Genomic DNA, 19,395 nt, shown 5'->3' with positions numbered 1-19,395 from the left:
CGGACCGCTACACTCGCCCCGCTGTTGCGTTGCAGCAAACCCAATCTTCCATGCGCCGCTTTCTCTCCATCGTGCTGATGCTCGTGCTGTCGCTGCAGGCCACCTGGTCTGCAGCGGCGAGCGTGTGCCGACATGATGTGGCGGTCGAGGCGCCGCACTTCGGCCACCACGCGCATGCCGATGAAGCGGCGCCGACCCATGCGGTGCAGTCGGACGATGCCGCTGGCGTGCAGATTCCGCACCTCGATTGCGTGGGCTGCCATGGCGGCCTGTGCGCCGTCCTGCTGCATGCCCCCGTGTCCAGTACGGCAGAAAGCCAACCTGACGCAGCAGTCACGCCCTATCGACGCACCATCACCGACGGCCTTCCCGAACGGCTGATCCGGCCGCCGCATTCCTTCCTCGCCTGACTTCGGCCGTTCGCGGCCTTCGTCGGCCCCCGTCGGGGCCAGTTTCGCGGACCTGCTTCCGCGTTCACGAGGATGTGCATGCATTGGATTTTTTCGAGCAGACCGGCGCCCCGCTGGCTGCATACCGCCGCGTGGGCCTGCGCCGCGCTGCCGGCGTTCGCGATCGCGCAGCCGGTCGCGCCGGCCCCCGCCACCACGCTGAGCGACGCCTTCGCCCAGATCTGGGCGCTCCAGCCCGAGCAGGCCGCCGCCGCCACACGGCGCGAAGCCAGCCAGGCCCGGCGTGAGGCCGCGCAGCGCTGGACGCCCGAGCCGCCGGCGCTGGAGGCCGGCCTCAAGTCCGACCGGCTGACCGGCAACGACGGTGCGCGCGAGATCGAGGCCGGCGTCTCGGTGCCGCTGTGGCTGCCGGGCGAGCGCGGGCTGACCCAGGCCCACGCCGACGCGGAGGGCCAGGCGCAGGAGACGCGGCTGCGCGCCACCCAGTGGCGCCTGGCCGGCCAGTTGCGCGAGGTCTGGTGGGGCTTGCAGGCGGCGTTGCTGGAGCAGCAGGCCGCCCGTGGCCGCGCCGACAGCGCTGCGCAACTCGCGCGCGACGTGGCGCGCCGCGTGGCGGCAGGCGACCTGTCGCGTGCCGACCAGAACCTGGCCGACGGCGCCGTGGCCACGGCCCAGGCCGAGGTGGCCGAAGCCGGTGCCGCCGTGGTCCAGGCGCGCCAGGCCCTGGCCAGCCTGGGCGTGGTGGCGCCCGAAGCCGCGGCCACGGCCGAGCCGCTGCCCGCACCGGGCGCCGACCTATCGCCCGCCGCCGACCACCCCGCGCTGGCCGAGCTGGACGACCGTGCCCGCGTGGCGCGCCAGGCGCAAGACCTGGCCGCCGTGCAGAAGCGCGCCAACCCCGAACTGACGCTGCTGGCTGGCCGCGAGCGCGGTGCGCGGGGCGAGTCCTATGGCCACAGCCTGACCTTCGGCATCCGCGTTCCGCTGGGCTCGTCCTCGGGCTACCGCGTCAAGGTGGCCACCGCCAGCGCCGAGCGCATCGAGGTCGAACAGGCCCGCGTGCTGGAGGCCAACCGCCTGGCGGCCGACATCGCCGGCGCCCGCGCCCGCATGGCCGCCGCCGAGGCCGTGGCCACGGCCGCTGCGCGCCGCCTGGCGCTGGCGCAGCAGACGCGCGGCTTCTTCGACAAGTCGTTCCGCCTGGGCGAGAGCGATCTGCCGACCCGCTTGCGCGTGGAGCTGGAGGCCGCCGAGGCCGAGCGCCAGAGCGCGCGTGCCCGCGTCGGCATGCAGCACGCCATCTCCACCCTGCGTCAGGCCCTGGGCCTATTGCCGCAATGAACTCTTCTCACGAAAGCACCTCCATGCGATCCCTCTGCTTGACACCGCTGCTGCTGGCGCTGTGGCTGGCCGGCCCGGCCCTTGCCGGCGACGGCCACGACCACGGAGAAGCCCCTGCGACGGCGGCCGGCCCGGCCTCGCCGCGCTTCTCCGCCGCATCCGACCTGTTCGAGCTGGTCGGCGTGCTCGAAGGCCACCACCTGCGCGTCTGGCTGGACCACGCGCCCAGCAACGCGCCGGTGGAGAACGCCACGCTGCAGCTGGAGCTGGCCGGCAAGGCCGTCACGCTCAAACCCGTCGCGGCCGGTGCATTCGAGGCCGAACTGGCTGATGTGCCGGGCGAGGGCACGCATCCCGTCACCGCCACCGTCACCGCCGGTGCCGATTCCGACCTGCTGGCCGGCGAGCTGGACATCCATGGTGCTGCAGCACCCACAGAGGCGGCGCATGCGGCCGGCTGGCGTGCGTGGGCGCCGTGGGTGGGTGGCGGCTTGGCGCTGCTGTTGCTCCTGGTGGCCTTGCTCAAGCGCGGCCGTGCCGCACGCAACCAACCGGCCGGAGGTGCCGCATGAATGTCCGCATGAAGACCGCCGCAGCCTTGTTGCTGGCCGCGCTGTTCACCATCACCACGTCGTTAACCTGGGCCGGCGAAGGCCACGACCACGGTGAAGCCCCGGCCGGCGCCAACGCCAACGCGCCGCAGCGCCTGCCCGACGGCGGCGTGTTCCTGCCCAAGCCCGCGCAGCACCAAATCGGCGTGCGCACGCTGGTCGCCGATCAGAAGCAACTGCCGCGCGCTTTCACGCTGGCCGGCAAGGTGGTGATGGACCCGAACGCCGGTGGCCGCGTGCAGCCCACGCAGCCCGGCCGCCTGGAGCCCGGCCCGCGCGGCTTCCCCACGCCCGGCCAGGCCGTGCGCAAGGGCGAGGTGCTGGCCTATGTCGCGCCCGCTGCCGGCAACCTGGAGCGCGCCGGCCAGGCCTCGCAAGTGGCCGAGCTGCGCGCAGCGCGTGCATTGGCCGAGAAGCGCGTTGCCCGCCTGCGCGAGCTGGCCGACACCGTGCCGCGCAAGGAGATCGAGGCGGCCGAGAGCGAGCTGGCCAGCCTGGGCGAACGCGCCAGCGTGATGTCGGCCGGCCTGTCGGGCCGCGAGGCGCTGGTGGCCCCGGTCTCCGGCGTCATCGCCTCGGCCACGGCCGTGGCTGGTGCCGTGGTTGACGCGCGCGAGCTGCTGTTCGAGATCGTCGACCCCACGCGCTTGCGCATCGAGGCGCTGGCCTACGACCCAGCGCTGGTGGCCGACATCGCCGGCGGCGCCTTGGCCGTGGGCAAAGAGCGGGTGCCGCTGCGCTTCGTCGGCGCCGCGCGTTCGCTGCGCGAGCAGGCGCTGCCGCTGCAGTTCGCAGCTGAGGGGCCGGCGCTGCTCGGCCTGGCCGTGGGCCAGCCGGTGCAGGTGGTGGTGCAGACGAAGAGCCAGGTCGCCGGTGTGCCGGTGCCCGCTGCGGCGCTGATGCGCAATCCCTCGAACCAAAGCATCGTCTGGGTCAAGGTCGCGCCCGAGCGCTTCGAGCCCCGTGTGCTGACCACCGAGCCGCTGGATGGCGCCAACGTCGTCGCGACCACCGGCCTCAAAGCTGGCGAGCGCTTCGTGCACCAGGGCGCAAGCCTGGTCAACCAGATCCGGTAACGCACGATGTTCAAGTGGCTTTTGAACAGCAGCCTGGCGAACCGGCTGCTGGTGATCATCGCGGGCGTGGTGCTGGTCGCCTATGGCGCCTTCACGCTGTCCACCATGCCGGTGGATGTATTTCCCGACCTCAACAAGCCGACCGTCACCATCATGACGGAGGCCGGTGGCATGGCGGCCGAGGAGGTAGAGCAGCTCATCACCTTCCCGCTGGAAACCACCATGAACGGCCTGCCGGGCGTGGAGTCGGTGCGTTCCACGTCCAGCGCCGGGTTGTCCTTCCTCTACGTGACCTTCGACTGGTCGACCGAGATCTTCCGCGCGCGCCAGATGGTGTCGGAGCGGCTCTCGGCCATGGAGGAGGGCCTGCCCGGCGGCGTCATTCCGCGCATGGGGCCGATCAGCTCGATCATGGGCGAGATCATGCAGATCGCGATCCCGATCGACGCGAGCAAGCTGGGCGCGATGCCGGTGCGCGAGTACGCGGACTGGGTCTTGCGCCCGCGCCTGCTGGCGATCCCCGGCGTGGCCCAGGTCATCCCCATCGGCGGTGAGGTGCGGCAGTTCCAGGTGCAGCCCGACACGGCGAAGATGGCCTCGCTGGGCATCACGCACGAGCAGCTGGAGGGCGCGCTGAAAGGCTTCGCCTCCAACACCTCGGGCGGCTTCCTGGAGCTGAACGGGCGCGAGTACCTGATCCGCCACCTGGGCCGCACCTCGCGGCTGGACGACTTGCGCCAGCTCGCGCTGACCGCCAAGGACGGCCAGCCCATCGTGCTGCGCCAGATGGCGCAGGTCGAGTTCGCGCCCGCCATCAAGCGCGGCGACGCCGGCTTCGAGGGCCAGCCCGCCGTGATCCTGGGCGTGCAGAAGCAGCCGACGGCCGACACCATCGCGCTCACCCTGGCCATCGAGACCGCGTTGGCGGAGATGAAGACCGCACTGCCCGCCGGCATGCAGGAGCCGCAGGTCACCTTCCGCCAGGCCAGCTTCATCGAGGCATCGATCACCACGCTGCAAGGCAAGCTGATCGGCGCGTCGGTCTTCGTGGCGGTGATCCTGCTGTTGTTCCTCGGCAACCTGCGAACCACCATCATTGCCTTGGTGGCGATCCCGGTGTCCATCTTCGCGACGGCACTGGTGTTCCGCGGCTTCGGGCTGTCGATCAACACCATGACGCTGGGCGGCCTGGCGATCGCCATCGGGGGCCTGGTGGACGACGCCGTGGTCGGCATCGAGAACGTGATGCGCCGGTTGAAGGAGCAACGTGCCATGCACCCCGACAGCTGGAGCCCTTTGCACGTGGTGGGCGCGGCTACGATGGAGGTGCGATCGGCCATCCTGTACGCCACCATCATCATCGTGCTGGTGTTCGTGCCGCTGTTCGCGCTGCCGGGCATGGAGGGCAAGTTGTTCGTGCCGCTGGGCATCGCTTTCATCGTCTCCACCCTGGCCAGCCTGGTGGTGTCGGTCACGGTGACGCCGGTGCTCAGCCTTTACCTTCTGCCGCACATGAAGTCGCTGGACCATGGCGACACCAAGCTGTTGGCCTGGCTCAAGGCACGCTACCGCAACGGCCTGCAGCCGGTGCTGAACCACCCGCGCCAGGCGATTGCCGCCGGTGCGCTGGCCGTGGTGGCTGCTGCGGTGGCGGTGCCGTTCTTCTCCACCACCTTCCTGCCGCCGTTCAACGAAGGCACGCTCTTGATCGGCCTGCGCCTGAACCCCGGCGTGACGCTGGCCGAAAGCTCGGCGCTGGCATCGCAGGCCGAGAAGCTGGTGGCCCAGGTGCCCGAAGTCACGCACGTGGGCCGGCGCAGCGGCCGGGCCGAGCTGGACGAGCATGCCGAGGGCGTGCACGTGAGCGAGCTGGATGTGGGGCTCAAACCCCCCGGCGAGATCACGCGCACCATGGACGCGGTGCAGGCCGACATCCGCGCGCGGCTGCAGAACCTGCCGGCTGCGATTGCCATCGGCCAGCCCATCTCGCACCGCATCGACCACATGCTGTCGGGCGTGCGCTCGCAGATCGCCATCAAGATCTTCGGCGAAGACCTGGACACCTTGCGTGGCCAGGCCGATGCGCTGCGCGCCCGGCTCGCCGCCATCCCCGGCCTGGCCGACCTGGAGGTCGAGAAGCAGGTGCTGGCGCCGCAGATCAAGGTGTCCCTGGACTACGAGGCCGCCGCGCGCTACGGCGTGCCCGCCCCGCAGGTGCTGGCCGTGCTGCAAAGCCTGGTCGAGGGCGAGCGCGTGACGCAGATCGTCGAGGGCAACCGGCGCTTTGCGCTGGTGGTGCGGCTGCCGGAGGAAGCGCGCTCGGTCGAAGGCCTGGCGCAGATCCTGGTGGAGACGCCGACCGGCCGCGTGCCGCTGTCGCTGCTGGCGCGCATCGAAGACGGCGATGGCCCCAACCAGATCAGCCGCGACGATGGCAAGCGCCGCATTGTGCTCTCGGCCAACGCGCAGGGCAGGGCGCTGTCCGACGTGGTGGCCGACATCCGCGCGGCCGTGGCGGCGCACCCGCTGCCCGAGGGGTATTTCGTCACCCTGGGCGGCCAGTTCCAGGCGCAGGAAGAGGCGTCGCGCCTGGTCGGCCTGCTGTCCATCGTCTCGCTGATCTTGATGTTCGTGGTGCTGTTCAGCCGCTACCAGAGCACGCGGCTGGCGCTCTTGATCATGGCCAACATCCCGCTGGCGCTGGTGGGCGCGGTGCTGGGCTTGTGGCTGTCGGGCCAGCCGCTGTCGGTGGCGGCGCTGGTGGGCTTCATCACGCTGGCCGGCATCTCGGTGCGCAACGGCATCCTGAAGGTCAGCCACTACATCAACCTGATGCGATTCGAGGGCGAGAACTTCGACCACAAGATGATCATGCGCGGCTCCATCGAGCGGCTGAGCCCGGTGCTGATGACCGCGCTGGTGACGGCCTTCGCGCTGGCGCCGCTGCTGTTCGAGGCCGAGCGGCCCGGCACCGAGATCCTGCACCCGGTGGCGGTGGTGATCTTCTCGGGCCTGGTCAGCTCCACGCTGCTGGACACCTTCCTCACGCCCGCGATGTTCTGGCTGTTCGGCCGCAAGGATGCCGAACGTCTGGCCGCCAATGGCGCGAACGAGGCCCTGTAATTTTTTCTTGAAAGGCAAACCGAAATGAAAGCAACCGCTCTGTTGGCCGCTCTGGCCCTGTCCCTCGCCACCACCGGCGCCATCGCCGAAGACAAGCACGAGGCCAAGGCCTTGCACGGCGGCTTGGTGATGGAGGCGAACCACCTGGACTACGAACTCGTGGCCAAGGCCGACACCATTGCCCTCTACGTGCGCGACCACGGCAAGCCGGTGGACCTGAAGGGCGCCAGCGGCAAGCTGACGCTGCTGGCCGGCAGCGCCAAGACCGAGGCCGCGCTGGCCCCGGCCGGCGACAAGCTGGAGGCCAAGGGCGCCTTCCCGGCCGCCGCCGGCACCAAGGTGGTCGCCACCGTGCAGCTGGCCGGCAAGAAGGCGGCGAACCTGCGGTTCACGTTGAAATGAGCGCAGGCCACGCCCACACCGAGGGCGATGGGCACGACCACGGCGCCGCGCATGCGCACGGGGCCGGTGGCGAGCCCTCTCTTGAACTGGTCTTCTCTCTGGCCTGTGGTGTGGCGCTGCTGGCCGGCTGGGCCGTGGAGCGCTGGGGCCTGGCCGGCCCCATGGTCGCCCGCGCTTGCTATGTGTTCGCGTACGTGGCGGGCGGCTGGTTCACGCTGCGCGAGGCGTTCGACAACCTGAAGGCCAGGCGCTTCGAGATCGACACGCTGATGCTGGTCGCTGCCGTGGGCGCTGCGGCCATCGGCGCCTGGGCCGAGGGCGCGCTCTTGCTGTTCCTCTTCAGCCTGGGCCATGCGCTGGAGCACTACGCCATGGGCCGCGCGCGGCGTGCCATCGAGGCGCTGGCCGAGTTGGCCCCCGAACGCGCCACGGTGCGGCGCGCTGACACGACCGAAGACGTCGCTGTCGCCAGCCTGGTTGCGGGCGACATCGTCGTGGTCCGGCCCAACGAACGGCTACCGGCTGATGGCTTTGTCGTCGTCGGTCAGACCAGCGTGGACCAGGCCAGCGTGACCGGCGAGAGCGTGCCGGTGGACAAGGAGGCGGTGGCCGACGCGCAGGCAGCGCTGGCCGGCTTCGACAAGCTGGCGGCCCGGCACCGCGTGTTCGCCGGCACGGTCAACGGGTCTGGCGCCGTGGACGTGATGGTCGCGAGGCCCGCCGCTGAATCGACCATGGCGCGCATGGTCAAGCTGGTGATGGCGTCGCAGCAGCAGCGCTCGCCGGCGCAGCAGTTCACCGAGAAGTTCCAGCGCGTGTTCGTGCCCGCCGTCTTGGTGGGCGTGGCGCTGTTGCTGTGTGCCGGCCTGGTGCTGGACGAACCCTTCACCGCCACGTTCTACCGTGCCATGGCGGTGTTGGTGGCGGCCAGTCCCTGCGCGCTGGCGATCTCGGTGCCCAGTGCCGTGCTCAGCGCCGTGGCGCGGGCCGGCCGCAGTGGCGTGTTGGTCAAGGGCGGTGCGCCCTTGCAGCACTTGGCCAAGGTGACAGCCATGGCCTTCGACAAGACCGGCACGCTGACCGAGGGCAAGCCACGGCTGACCGATGCGGTGCCGGTCTCTGGCGTGACCGATACCGAGTTGCTGGCTTTGGCTTTGGCGGTGGAGCAAAGCAGTGACCACCCGTTGGCCGGCGCCGTGGTGCACGGCGCGCGCGAGCGACTGGGCGACCAGACGGTGCTGCCGCAGGTGCAAGGCCTGCGCAGCATCACCGGGATGGGCGTGACGGGCCAGGTCGACGGCAGGCCCGTGCACATCGGCAAGCCCGCCTTGTTTCAGCAAGACGGCGCGCCACCACCCGCCGAGCTGCTGCAAAGCAACGAGGCGCTGGTTGCGGCCGGTCGTACCACCATGCTGGTGCGCCACGGTGAGCGCTACCTCGGGGTGCTGGGTGTGATGGACACGCCGCGCGACTCGGCCCGGGGCGTGGTGGAAGCGCTGCGTGCACAGGGCATCACGCGGCTTCTGATGCTCTCGGGCGACAACCAGCGCGTGGCAGAGGCCGTGGCCGCGAGCGTGGGCCTGACCGAAGCGCGGGGCGACCTGATGCCCGCGGACAAGGTGCAGACGATTGCCGCGCTGCGGGCCGAGGGCGCCGTCGTCGTGATGGTGGGCGACGGCGTCAACGACGCCCCCGCGATGGCGCAGGCCAGCGTGGGCATCGCCATGGGCGGCGCAGGTTCGGATGTGGCACTGGAGACGGCCGATATGGCATTGATGGCCGACGACCTGACGCAACTGCCGTTCGCCGTGGCGCTGGCGCGGCGCACCGACCGCGTGATCCGGCAGAACCTGTGGGTCAGCCTGGGCGTGGTGGCGGTGCTGATTCCCTCCACGATCTTTGGCCTGCCCATCGGCTCGGCGATCGTGTTCCACGAGGGCTCCACGTTGCTGGTGGTCGCGAATGCGCTCAGGCTGTTGCGGTTTCGAGGGCCGGCGTAGTCAGGCGTTGCACGCGCTTCAATCCGTTTGTTGTGCGCTGAACCATCGAGCACGCTGCGTGTGGTGGCCTAAGACTGCGCGCTGCCGCCCTGCCGTCCATGCCCATCGCAGCTGGTGGATTGACCGTTCGAGCAATCAAGGGCAGCGCCCCCGGTATATCTGGCTGAGGGAGACGCTTGGGTTGTACCGGCATCGGCCCACAGCAATGCGCTCATGGAGCTCCGTTCCGCATCGGTGGGCCACGCCGGGTTCTCGCATGTGTCTCCCTGCGCGTTACCTGAGGTGCGTGCTGGCGCCAGACCAGCGCGCCCTTGCGCGTCGAAATGCACCAGGCTGTAGGTCTCGTTGACGACGACGTCCGGCATGTCGCCTTTCAGGCGCACATACCAGTCGGCCAGACGCAAGGTCTGCCCCGCCATGGCCTCCAGCGTGGCCTCGCCGCGCGCCATGGCCACGTACAAGGCGTGGGGGACCGGGTGGACACCGCTGCTGTCGTCGAGCAGGAAGACGTAGGAAGCATGCGCAGCGTCTTCAGGGCCGACGTTGCCAGTGCAGGCCTGCACGGTTCGACCTGATGCATCGGCCGCGCTGTACACCGGCGCGAAGCCACCACCCGGTGTGCGGAAGTTGGTGGTCTGCCCCTGGTACATCCGAGCGGCTACCCACTGCATCGCGCCATCGTAGGTGTAGGCGCGCAGGTCGAACTTCATTGCCTTGGTGGCCTGCTCGGGTGCTGCCCCGTCCGGGTCGTCGATCACCCGCTCGCCGGGCGCGACGATGGCCTGGGCCACATAGTCCCCTGCCAGGATGTCTTGCCAGACCCGCTTGGTCAGTTTGTCTCCCCGATAGGCCGCACGGCCGCCAAAGCCTGCGACGGGCTTGAAGAACAAGCTGCGGCGCGCATCCCACAAACGCTGTGCCTGCGCAGGCTCGACCAACTCGGTGCGCGGTACGTGCTCGAGCAGCGTGTGCTGCATGGCGTGGGGAACGCCCAGCGCTTGCAGCCGCGCAGCGTCGCTGAACAGCGCCAGGTTCCGCTTGTCGGCGTACAGCGCATGGGCCCGCGGGTGCGGTGTGAGCACCACGGCGCGCTGCAGGTACGCTTCACGCAGTGCGGCGCTGGAAGGCTCGTCAAGGTAGAAATCGGTCAAGCGGTTGTAGACCAGATCGATGGCCAGGTCGCCGTGCCACAACATGCCATCGCGCCACTCCAACGCAGCTGGATCGGCGATCACCGCGCGCAGGCCATGCCGCTCGAACAACTGCTGGAACAGCAGAAACTCGGGGTAGAGGTACTGGCCCTCGGGCGCCACGTCGACGATGGCGATGCTGGCGAGCGGCCGCGTGCTTGCAGACGCGCCCGTCGCTTGAGCCAACATCCATTCGTGCCGAAACATCGCGACGATCTGCCGTTCGAAGTCCACCACGCTGGCAAGCGTGGGCACCATCGAATGAACCGCTGCGCAGCAGGCATGCTGCGCGCGTGCCAGCACCGCGTTGAGCATCGCCCCGCCGGCGTTGGTGTTGATCTCGATCAGACCAAGATGTCCTTCGCTCAGATGAAAGTCGTAGCCGAAGAAGGCACCGAGCGGCCCGGGCGTGCCCAGCCGCGCGATCGCTGGCGCAGCGCCCAGCACCTGCTCCCGATAGGCCGGCAAGGCCACGACCGACTCAACGGCCTGCATCACCTGCACCATGCGTTGCAAGTGAGGCGTCGCCACGAACACGGGCAGTGCTGCGAATATGTACGGACAGCGCTGCCGAAGCAATGCTGAAAGGCCCGGCGTGCCCAGTTCTGAGTCAAGGGCATGCGCCAGGGCCTTCTCATCGAGGCTAAAGCAGAAGCACGCGCTGTTGAGCATGCCGATGGCGGTACGGGACGTCTCGGGCGACGGTGGTTGCAGTATGGTGGTCACGGCTGGTTGGTGATCGTGGGATGGGGAAGACAAGTTCGGCAACCGACCGTCGGGGGTGGGCACCGCATTGCAATTCGCGAGGGTATCAGCGGCAGGCTCTTCTGTCCGTTCGCGCACCTTCCAGGAGGGCGAGTAGTCAAAAAAAATGCACATCGTCATGTGCGGCAGCGTACAGACGTCTTGAGTCAGCAGCCACAGCATCTGTACTCAACAGCTTTCTTCCGTGCCTTGCGGCCTGCTTGATGTAGAGCAAGGTTCTTTTTGTCCAACTGCATAGCATGAGCCATCACTAGCTCGCACTCACCATGAAGTTCTTCGGCAACACTCACACCAAGCGCAGCAAGGCATTCCTGCTGCTGTTGGTGTGGCTGTTCGCGCAGGCTTCATCGTTCGCAAATGCCTGCTTGCTCGAGACACATGAACCGCACGCCACTGAGGCCAAGGTTTCGCTGGTTGCGAGCGGCCCAGCACCTGCCGAGCTACTCGGCAAGGTGCGCGTGGATCCTGGCCACCATGACGAGGCAGACGGCACCAAGGCCTCGTGCCTAAAGGCTTGTGACGACGGGACGCGCACCTTGCCTAAGACGTACCCGGGCGTTGACCACAACGACCCCGGTCCGGCACCGCTGGTCGCCACACTGTGGACCGGATCATCAAATGTCCTGCCGCCCCCCCGCCAGCCGGATGACCTCGCCCTACCCACCGTCGGGCCACCTTTGAGGGTTCGCTACTCGCGACTTGCGCTGTAGCCAGCTTGATGACGCTTGATCCGGAGCGACCGTGCTCCGCATCAGCGTCCATCTTCGTCCGGGCCTGGCCCGCACTCGCGTGCCGATAGCGCGACGAATCAGCGCAACGACTGCGCCCGGTGCTTTGCACCACACATCCCATCTCGGTCGACGCACGACCTGTCTTTTCTCCAATGAACCAGGAGTCCCCCATGAAGTTCGTTCGTCTCTTTTCTCTCGCCCTTGCCCTCTCAGCAGTCGGTGCTCCCAGCTGGGCCACGCAGCACGACCAGCACAAGGCACACCATCCAGCGGGGTCGGCCTCGGCTCCCGCTGCCAGGTCCATGCCCGGCAAGACCACGCCAGAGATGGCCAGGATGTCCAACCACATGAAAGCCATGCAGGAGATCCACAACAAGATGATGGCTGCCAAGACACCCGAAGAACGCAATGCATTGATGGGCGAGCACATGAAGACCATGCAGGAGGGCATGAGCATGATGAAGGGGATGGGTGGCATGGGTGGCATGGGTGGCCCCAAGAGCCCGCCGACCAGCATGGCCGAGCGCCAGACCATGATGGAGCAGCGCATGGACATGATGCAGACCATGATGGAGATGATGGCCGATCGTCTCCCGCAGACGCCGGCCAAGCCGTGAGGGAGATGCCATGACCGCCTCGCACGACAGCGCATTTTTCGGAGGCTTCAGATGACTCACGACCATGCCCATCCACCACAAACGGCTCAACGGCCCGACCAGCACAGTGCGGCGCCGTTCTGGCGCTCCCGATATGCACTCGGCCTGCTTGTATTCGGAGCTGTCGCCGCGTACTTTCTGCTGAGCGAGCACCGTGCCCATTTCTTTGGGGCACTGCCATTCTTGTTGCTGCTGGCCTGTCCGTTGATGCACATGTTCATGCATGGCGGGCATGGTGGACATGGGGGCGGGAACGGTCCCCAAGCAGGCGAGCGAGCTGGGGATTCATCCGAACCCAGTCCCGTGCCCAAGAAAGGAGCGCAGCCATGACCCACGATGCTTCGGGCTACGGCCTGTGGACGCTGGTCGTCCTCAATTCGGCTCTGTTCCTGATGTTCGCACTCAGCTTCTTCAAGCCACAGACCGGGCGCGACTGGCGCACCTTCGGGGCCTTCGCTGCCTTCATCGTCGCCCTCTTCGTCGAGATGTACGGCTTCCCGCTCAGCATCTACCTCATGTCGGGCTGGCTGCAGACGAAGTACCCGAACCTCGACTTGCTGTCCCACAACAGCGGGCACTTGTGGTCGACGTTGCTCGGCGAAAAGGGTGACCCGCACTTTGGCCCGCTGCACATCGCGAGTTATGTGTTCCTCGGCTTCGGCTTTTACTTGCTGTCCAGCGCCTGGAACGTGCTCTATCACGCGCAGCGCCGAAACGAACTGGCCAAGACTGGGCCGTATGCGCGGATTCGGCATCCGCAGTACGTGGCCTTCGTGCTCATCCTGCTCGGCTTCCTGCTGCAGTGGCCAACGCTGCTCACGTTGGTGATGTTCCCCATATTGCTGGTCATGTACGGGCGTCTCGCGATCACCGAAGAAGCAGAGATGCGCAAGCGTTTCGGTGGCGAGTTTGAAACGTATGCGGTCCACACGCCACGCTTCGTTCCCTCGTTCAAGACTGACGCGCCGCAGTCGTCGTAGAACCCTGATCCCTCGCCGTAAAGCCAAAGGAAAACTCACCATGCAAACCCTCAGTTTCGACGTCAGCGGCATGACCTGCGGCGGCTGCACTGGCAGCGTGCAGCGCACGCTGAGCAAGATCGATGGCGTCAGCCATGCCGATGTCACCTTGAGTCCGGGCGTCGCCTCGGTGGTGGCTGATCCCGAACGCGTCACGTCTGCCCAGATCGAAGCGGCGATCATCGGGCTCGGCTACCTGGCCAAGGCGCGCCCGGCGGCGCATAGCGGACTGGCGCCGTCATGAAAACCAGCACGATCGAAGTCGGCGAACTGGTTTCCACCCTGAGCGCAGCGGGTGTTCATCGGCAGCTTTCGACGCTGCCAGGCGTGCATCATGCCGACGTGAACTATGTGGCCGGCAGCGCGACCGTTCACTACGACGAAGCGCGGATCACCGTTGAAGCCATCCGGCAACGCGTCGTCGATTGCGGTTACCACTGCCGCGGTGAACTCGTCCCGGCCCACGTCTGCGATGCGGCGGACCACAAGGCGTTCGGGGATGCTCATGCAGGCCACGCCGGGCACGTGATGCCTGCCGCCCCGGGCAGGCTAAACACTGGAGTCGGCGCGATTGCCAAGGCGCCAAAGAAGCCGACGACACCCGTGCAGGATGCTCATGCAAGCCACGCCGATCACGTGGGCCATGCGCGGGAAGGCGGCTCCTCCTCCAACCAGAATGCCGACAACAAGGCCGACATGATGCATGACATGGGTCATGCGCCCGGCATGTCGATGCAGAGCATGGCCGACGACATGCGCAACCGTTTCCTGGTGGCCCTGGTGTTTGCCGTGCCGGTGTTCGTCTACTCGCCGATGGGCGAGATGTTCGGCAACTTTTCCGTGCCGTTCGGGATGGACCGCAAGCTCTTTCTCTTCTTCGCGGCCACCGGGGCCATTGCCTATCCGGTCTGGCCGTTTCTGGTCGCGGCCGTGCGCGCGGCGCGTAACAAGGTCGCCAACATGGCGACGCTGATCGTGCTGTCCGTCGGCACGGGCTACCTGTTCAGCGTGGGCGCCACGTTCTTCTACGAGAGCGAGGTGTTCTTCGAGGCCTCTGCGGTGCTGCTGGTCTTCATCCTGCTCGGTCACTGGCTGGAGATGCGTGCCCGCGCCGGCGCGTCGGACGCGATCCGCGCGCTGATGGATCTGGCACCGCCTATGGCCACCGTCGTGCGCGGCGGCGTTGAGACGCAGGTGCCCACGGCGCAGGTGCTGGCTGGCGAGACCGTCGTCATCAAGCCGGGCGACAAGATCCCGGTCGATGGTGAAGTCACCGAGGGCAGCTCGCAGGTCGACGAGTCCATGCTCACGGGTGAATCGATGCCAGTGAAGAAGGTGGTAGGCAACCCTGTCATCGGCGCCACGATCAACAAGAGCGGCAGCTTTCGGTACAAGGCCTCCAAGGTCGGCGCCGACACAGCGCTGGCGCAGATCGTCAAGCTGGTGCAGGAAGCGCAGAACTCCAAGGCGCCTGGGCAATTGCTGGCCGATAGAGCGTCGCAATGGTTGGTGCTGGCTGCCATCGCGGTCGGGCTGCTCACCTTCGCAGTCTGGTTCTGGGTGCTGGGCCAGCCGCTGCTGTTCGCGCTGACGCTGACGATCACGGTGTTCGTGATCGCCTGCCCTGACGCACTGGGCTTGGCAACGCCGATGGCCATCATGGTGGGTACGGGCCTGGGAGCGATGAACGGCATCCTGTTCAAGAACGCCTCGGCCCTGGAGAACGCCACCAAGTTGACTGTCGTCGTCTTCGATAAGACCGGCACGCTCACCGTCGGTCAGCCCGACGTGGTGGAGATGGTCGCCGCGTCCGGCATCACCGATGCGCAACTGCTCGCCGTCGCAGCCGGGGTGGAAAAGTTCTCCGAACACCCGCTGGCGCAAGCAGTGCTCAAGCATGCTGGCGCCGCACCGGTCGAGGTCGCCACGGGTTTCGCCAACATCGACGGGCAGGGAGCCCGTGCCACCATCGGCGCGGACGCCGTACTGCTGGGCAACCGCAAGCTGATGCAGGCGGAGAACGTCAGCCCGGCGTCGATGACGGCACTGGCGGCAGATGCCACGCGGCTCGAGGGTGCTGGGCGTACGGTGGTGCACGTGGCCCGCGCAGGCCAGCTCATCGGCCTGATTGCCATTGCCGACGCAGTGCGCCCCACCTCGAAGGCGACGATCGCCAAGCTGCAGGAACGCGGTGTCAAGGTCGCGATGATGACCGGCGACAACCAGGCCACCGCCGAGCGCATCGGCAAGGAGCTGGGCATCGACATCGTGCTGGCTGAAGTGCTGCCCGGCCAGAAGGCCGCGAAGATCAAGGAACTGCAGGACCAGGGCAACAAGGTCGGCATGGTTGGCGACGGCATCAACGATGCGCCGGCCCTGACCCAGGCCGACGTGGGCTTCGCCATCGGCGCCGGCACCGACGTGGCGATGGAAAGCGCCCAGGTGGTGCTGATGAAGAGCGACCCCTACGACGTGGTCGGTGCCATCGAACTGTCGCGCGCCACGTTACGCAAGATGCACCAGAACCTGTTGTGGGCGGTAGGCTACAACGTGATCGCCTTCCCGGTTGCTGCAGGCGTGTTCTACCCTTTTACGCTGTCGCCGGAGATCGCCGCACTGTCGATGTCGGGCAGCTCGGCAGTGGTGGCCATCAACGCCTTGATGCTCAAGCGCACAAAGCTTGCCGGCATCAAGCGCGCGGGATCGCCAGGCGGGCAACCGACCGCCGAGAAGCTTGCCGCAGGAGCGCCTGCATGAGCGATCCGATGCGCAATGCGGGGGTGACGGCACGGCCGTCTCCGCAGGCAGCCGGCAACAGCCACCGGGTTTCAGCGTGGATGCTCACGGCCTGCGGCGTCTGGCTCGTCGGTCTTGGTTTTTACTTCATCGTTCTGCGGCCGCCCCTGTTGCCAGAAGACCCGCGCTTCATGGGAACGACCCTCGAACAGATTCGGACCTCGGTGCCCGGACTCGAAGCTTGGCTGCAAAAAGTGTTTACCGTCATGGGCGGGTTCATGGCGGGGGCAGGTGTGCTCACGGTGTTCGTCGCAACCGTTGCCATGCCACTGCGGTTAAAGGGCGTGCCCTGGGCCGTCGGCTTTTCTGGCGTACTGACCGTCCTGCTGATGAGCGCTACCAACTTTGCGCTCCAGTCAGATTTCAGATGGCTCCTGTTGCTACCGGCTTTGGTCTGGTTCGCGGGGCTCGTCGTCTATCTCGCGAATCACGGAGCAACCTCCGTCGGTCACGACCGAGGCCACGGTGGAGTGGACTGAATGTGCTTCTCGGCTACCGCAAGTTTCTCCGCAGGTGCGCTTCTGCTCGGGATCGGTGCGCTGACGTTGAGGTCGGCGCTGGCGACGCGTCAGCGTCGCGCCCTGCCGTTCGCAGCGATCCCCACGTTGTTTGCGATGCAGCAGCTGATCGAAGGTGTGATCTGGCTGACCTTTCCACAAGAGGCCACGCGGCTGAACGCGGTGTTGACCCACGTGTACTCTTTTTTCTCGCATGTGCTATGGCCGGTCTACGTTCCCGTGGCTGTTGTGCTGATGGAGCCCGAGGGTTGGCGGCGCCGAGCGTTGGCCGCATTGGTTGCGGCCGGAGCCGCGCTCGGCGCGTATCTGCTGTACGTGCTGGTCGCGCTACCGGTCGTCTCAAAGCCGACAGGCCAGCACATCGAATACGTTTCACCGCACTTCTTCGCCGCAGCGACGATGACTTTGTACCTGCTGTCGACCACCGCGAGCCCGCTGTTTTCCTCGCACCGATGGGTCAAGGCCTTCGGGGCTCTGGCGATGTTGGCCTTCGGCGCCGCGTACTACTTCTACGCGCAGTGGTTCATCTCGGTGTGGTGCCTGTTCGCGGCGCTCCTGAGCACGGTGATCTATCTGCACTTTTCGCTTCGGCGCAGCCATGCCTTCGGTTCGCCGCGCGTTGCAAGCCGGCCCTCGACACGAATTTCCAATTGACCTCGATATCTGGAGAACTCCATGCGTAAACCAATGGCCATTCTGGTCGCCGTGACGGCCTTGAGCCTCAGCGGCTGCGGCTACAACACCTTTCAAACCACGGACGAGCAGGTCAAGGCGGGCTGGGCTGAGGTCGTCAACCAGTACCAGCGCCGTGCCGACCTGATCCCCAACCTCGTCAGCACCGTGAAGGGGGAGGCGAAGTTCGAGCAGGACACGCTGACCAAGGTCATCGAGGCCCGCTCGAAAGCGACATCCATCCAGGCCACCCCGGAGCTGATCAACGATCCCGCAGCGTTTCAAAAATTTCAACAGGCGCAAGGCGAGTTGACCGGTGCGCTGTCCAGGCTGATGGCGGTCTCGGAACAGTATCCGAACCTCAAGGCCAACCAGGGGTTTCGCGACCTGTCAGCGCAATTGGAGGGCACCGAGAACCGGATCACCGTGGCGCGCAACCGGTACATCAAGTCCGTACAGGACTACAACGTGACGGTGCGGTCCTTCCCGTCCAACCTGACGGCTAAGGTGTTCGGCTACAAGGAAAAACCGACCTTTGCGGGTGAGAACGAGAAAGACATCGCGAAGCCGCCCAGCGTCGGATTCGACACTGCGCCGTCCAAGCCCGCTGGCCCAGGTCCAGGAGCGTCCAAATGACGGCAGTCGGCGGCTTGGGCAGGGCTTTCGAGGTCGGCAGATCGCTACTGTCTGCAGGCTTGTTGGCTTGTGCGTTGGGGTGGTCCGCGCATAGCGCAGCGCTCCTGGCCGTGCCGCTACTCACAGGGCACGTGATCGACCAGACCGGCACGCTGACCGCGGAGCAGAAGGCCGCGTTGGAACAAACGCTCGCCGCGTTCGAGGCCCGTAAAGGCAGCCAGCTGGCCGTGCTGATGGTCGCCTCGTCAGCGCCGGAAGAGGTCGAACAATATGCGCTGCGCGTGGCCGAGCAATGGAAGCTCGGCCGCAAGAAGGTGGACGATGGCGCGATCCTCGTGGTCGCCAAGAACGATCGCGCGATGCGCATCGAGGTGGGTTATGGGCTGGAGGGAGCGCTCAACGACCTCACCAGCCAACGCATCATCAGCGAGACGATCCTCCCGCGATTCAAGAGCCAGGATTTCTACGGCGGCATCACGGCCGGTGTCGAACAAGTCATCCGCGTGATCGACGGCGAACCTTTGCCCGCGCCGAGCGTCCGGTCCAGCCAGGGCATTGGCGAGGTGCAGCAATACGCGCCCACACTGTTCGTTCTGGCGCTGGCGATCGGCGGCGTGCTGCGCGCCAAGCTGGGCAAAGTGCCCGGCTCGTTGGTCACTGGCGGTGTGGTCGCGGTGATCGCCTGGTTCGTGGTGGGCGCCCTTTCGATGGCATTGGTCGCGGGCGTGGTGGCGCTGCTCTTGACCCTGGTGGGGGGTGGCATGCTGGGCCACGGCATGGGTGGCTATTACGGCGGCGGTGGCCGTGGCGGTTATCGCGGTGGCGGTGGCGGCGGCTTCAGCGGTGGCGGTGGCGGCTTCGGTGGCGGCGGTGGGTCGGGAAGGTGGTAGCCATGAACATCAAACGCATCGCGCGCCACCTGCTGACGACCGACGGCCAGGTCAGTCGAAGCTTCGGCCCCGGCATCTTGACGAAGATCGAAGCGGCCATCCAGGTCAGCGAGGCCGAGCACGCCGGAGAGATCCGTTTCGTGGTCGAAGGGGGACTGGACGGAGCACTGTTGTTCAAGGGCCAGTCGGCCCGAGAGCGTGCGATCGATCTGTTCTCGCACCTGCGTCTCTGGGACACACAGCAGAGGACGGGCGTGCTGATTTACCTGTTGCTCGCGGACCGGGCCGTGGAGATCGTTGCGGACCGGGGGATCAACGCTCAGGTGGATTCGCAGGAATGGGCCACGGTCTGCCGCCAGATGGAGGCGGCCTTCAGGCAGTCGAACTTCGAGAGTGGGGTGGTGGCTGGCGTGCAGGCGGTGACGCGACAACTGAAGGCGCACTTCCCCTTGGACATTCGCGACAGAAATGAGCTGCCGGACAAGCCGGTGGTGCTGTAGGGCACCCGCGCCGAACCCCACATGATGTCTTGCAGTCAACGCGGGCGCCGTTGCGCCTG

At 67.0% G+C, this 19,395-nt stretch carries 19 protein-coding genes; 18 read left to right on the top strand and 1 reads right to left on the bottom strand.

Translation table 11 applies throughout. The features are described 5' to 3' along the window. Positions 1-50: 50 nt before the first annotated feature. The 7 genes from ASF43_RS17860 to ASF43_RS17830 all read left to right on the top strand — a co-directional run bounded on the left by ASF43_RS17860 (position 51) and on the right by ASF43_RS17830 (position 8,963). Positions 51-410, top strand: a complete 360-nt coding sequence (locus tag ASF43_RS17860) for a hypothetical protein (protein WP_056183869.1) — start codon at positions 51-53, stop codon at positions 408-410. A gap of 78 nt (positions 411-488) precedes the next feature. Beyond that, complete coding sequence (locus ASF43_RS17855; RefSeq protein WP_156373391.1) at positions 489-1,751, top strand: TolC family protein; 1,263 nt, start codon at positions 489-491, stop codon at positions 1,749-1,751. Between the two features lie 23 nt (positions 1,752-1,774). Further along, positions 1,775-2,323 (top strand): hypothetical protein, encoded by a 549-nt coding sequence (locus tag ASF43_RS17850; RefSeq protein ID WP_156373390.1) that lies wholly within the window; start codon positions 1,775-1,777, stop codon positions 2,321-2,323. Between the two features lie 8 nt (positions 2,324-2,331). Then, positions 2,332-3,438, top strand: coding sequence for an efflux RND transporter periplasmic adaptor subunit (locus ASF43_RS17845; RefSeq protein WP_056183863.1), 1,107 nt, complete (start codon positions 2,332-2,334; stop codon positions 3,436-3,438). A gap of 6 nt (positions 3,439-3,444) precedes the next feature. Continuing rightward, a complete protein-coding gene (locus ASF43_RS17840) occupies positions 3,445-6,561 on the top strand; it encodes an efflux RND transporter permease subunit (RefSeq protein WP_056183861.1) in 3,117 nt (1,038 codons plus the stop codon). A gap of 24 nt (positions 6,562-6,585) precedes the next feature. Continuing rightward, positions 6,586-6,963, top strand: coding sequence for a hypothetical protein (locus ASF43_RS17835; protein ID WP_056183859.1), 378 nt, complete (start codon positions 6,586-6,588; stop codon positions 6,961-6,963). Further along, a complete protein-coding gene (locus ASF43_RS17830; protein ID WP_056183858.1) occupies positions 6,960-8,963 on the top strand; it encodes a heavy metal translocating P-type ATPase in 2,004 nt (667 codons plus the stop codon). The genes ASF43_RS17835 and ASF43_RS17830 overlap by 4 nt, the downstream gene beginning before the upstream one ends. 68 nt (positions 8,964-9,031) lie before the next feature. Here ASF43_RS17830 and ASF43_RS17825 read toward each other — a convergent pair whose 3' ends face one another. Then, complete coding sequence (locus ASF43_RS17825) at positions 9,032-11,080, bottom strand: hypothetical protein (protein ID WP_235578292.1); 2,049 nt, start codon at positions 11,078-11,080, stop codon at positions 9,032-9,034. 104 nt (positions 11,081-11,184) lie between these two features. Between ASF43_RS17825 and ASF43_RS29945 the strand changes: the two genes are divergently transcribed. The 11 genes from ASF43_RS29945 to ASF43_RS17780 all read left to right on the top strand — a co-directional run bounded on the left by ASF43_RS29945 (position 11,185) and on the right by ASF43_RS17780 (position 19,336). After that, complete coding sequence (locus ASF43_RS29945; RefSeq protein WP_156373389.1) at positions 11,185-11,628, top strand: hypothetical protein; 444 nt, start codon at positions 11,185-11,187, stop codon at positions 11,626-11,628. A gap of 191 nt (positions 11,629-11,819) precedes the next feature. Next, the gene (locus ASF43_RS17820; RefSeq protein WP_056184559.1) at positions 11,820-12,266 is read left to right on the top strand and encodes a hypothetical protein; all 447 of its coding nucleotides are present in this window, start codon (positions 11,820-11,822) and stop codon (positions 12,264-12,266) included. A gap of 51 nt (positions 12,267-12,317) precedes the next feature. Beyond that, the gene (locus tag ASF43_RS29940; protein WP_082497949.1) at positions 12,318-12,635 is read left to right on the top strand and encodes a DUF2933 domain-containing protein; all 318 of its coding nucleotides are present in this window, start codon (positions 12,318-12,320) and stop codon (positions 12,633-12,635) included. Further along, a complete protein-coding gene (locus ASF43_RS17815) occupies positions 12,632-13,285 on the top strand; it encodes an isoprenylcysteine carboxylmethyltransferase family protein (protein WP_056183856.1) in 654 nt (217 codons plus the stop codon). The genes ASF43_RS29940 and ASF43_RS17815 overlap by 4 nt, the downstream gene beginning before the upstream one ends. A gap of 40 nt (positions 13,286-13,325) precedes the next feature. Continuing rightward, entirely contained in the window at positions 13,326-13,568 is a 243-nt protein-coding gene (locus ASF43_RS17810; protein ID WP_056183855.1) for a heavy-metal-associated domain-containing protein, read from the top strand. After that, positions 13,565-16,081 carry a cation-translocating P-type ATPase gene (locus ASF43_RS17805; protein ID WP_056183853.1) on the top strand — a complete coding sequence of 839 codons (2,517 nt, stop codon included), beginning with the start codon at positions 13,565-13,567 and terminating at the stop codon, positions 16,079-16,081. The genes ASF43_RS17810 and ASF43_RS17805 overlap by 4 nt, the downstream gene beginning before the upstream one ends. Then, positions 16,078-16,599, top strand: coding sequence for a hypothetical protein (locus ASF43_RS17800; protein ID WP_235578291.1), 522 nt, complete (start codon positions 16,078-16,080; stop codon positions 16,597-16,599). The genes ASF43_RS17805 and ASF43_RS17800 overlap by 4 nt, the downstream gene beginning before the upstream one ends. Next, positions 16,600-17,292, top strand: a complete 693-nt coding sequence (locus ASF43_RS17795) for a DUF6629 family protein (protein WP_056183850.1) — start codon at positions 16,600-16,602, stop codon at positions 17,290-17,292. It abuts the gene before it with no gap. 21 nt (positions 17,293-17,313) lie between these two features. Next, complete coding sequence (locus ASF43_RS17790) at positions 17,314-17,946, top strand: LemA family protein (protein ID WP_056183848.1); 633 nt, start codon at positions 17,314-17,316, stop codon at positions 17,944-17,946. Next, a complete protein-coding gene (locus ASF43_RS17785; RefSeq protein WP_056183845.1) occupies positions 17,943-18,836 on the top strand; it encodes a YgcG family protein in 894 nt (297 codons plus the stop codon). The genes ASF43_RS17790 and ASF43_RS17785 overlap by 4 nt, the downstream gene beginning before the upstream one ends. Positions 18,837-18,838: 2 nt before the next feature. After that, complete coding sequence (locus ASF43_RS17780; RefSeq protein WP_056183843.1) at positions 18,839-19,336, top strand: TPM domain-containing protein; 498 nt, start codon at positions 18,839-18,841, stop codon at positions 19,334-19,336. The last annotated feature ends 59 nt before the right edge of the window (positions 19,337-19,395 follow it).

Origin of the sequence: Pseudorhodoferax sp. Leaf267, from assembly GCF_001422405.1 — a bacterium.
Taxonomy (GTDB): Bacteria; Pseudomonadota; Gammaproteobacteria; order Burkholderiales; family Burkholderiaceae_C; genus Pseudorhodoferax.
Note: the sequence above shows the minus strand (reverse complement) of the source record. Positions and strands in the feature narration are given on the sequence as shown.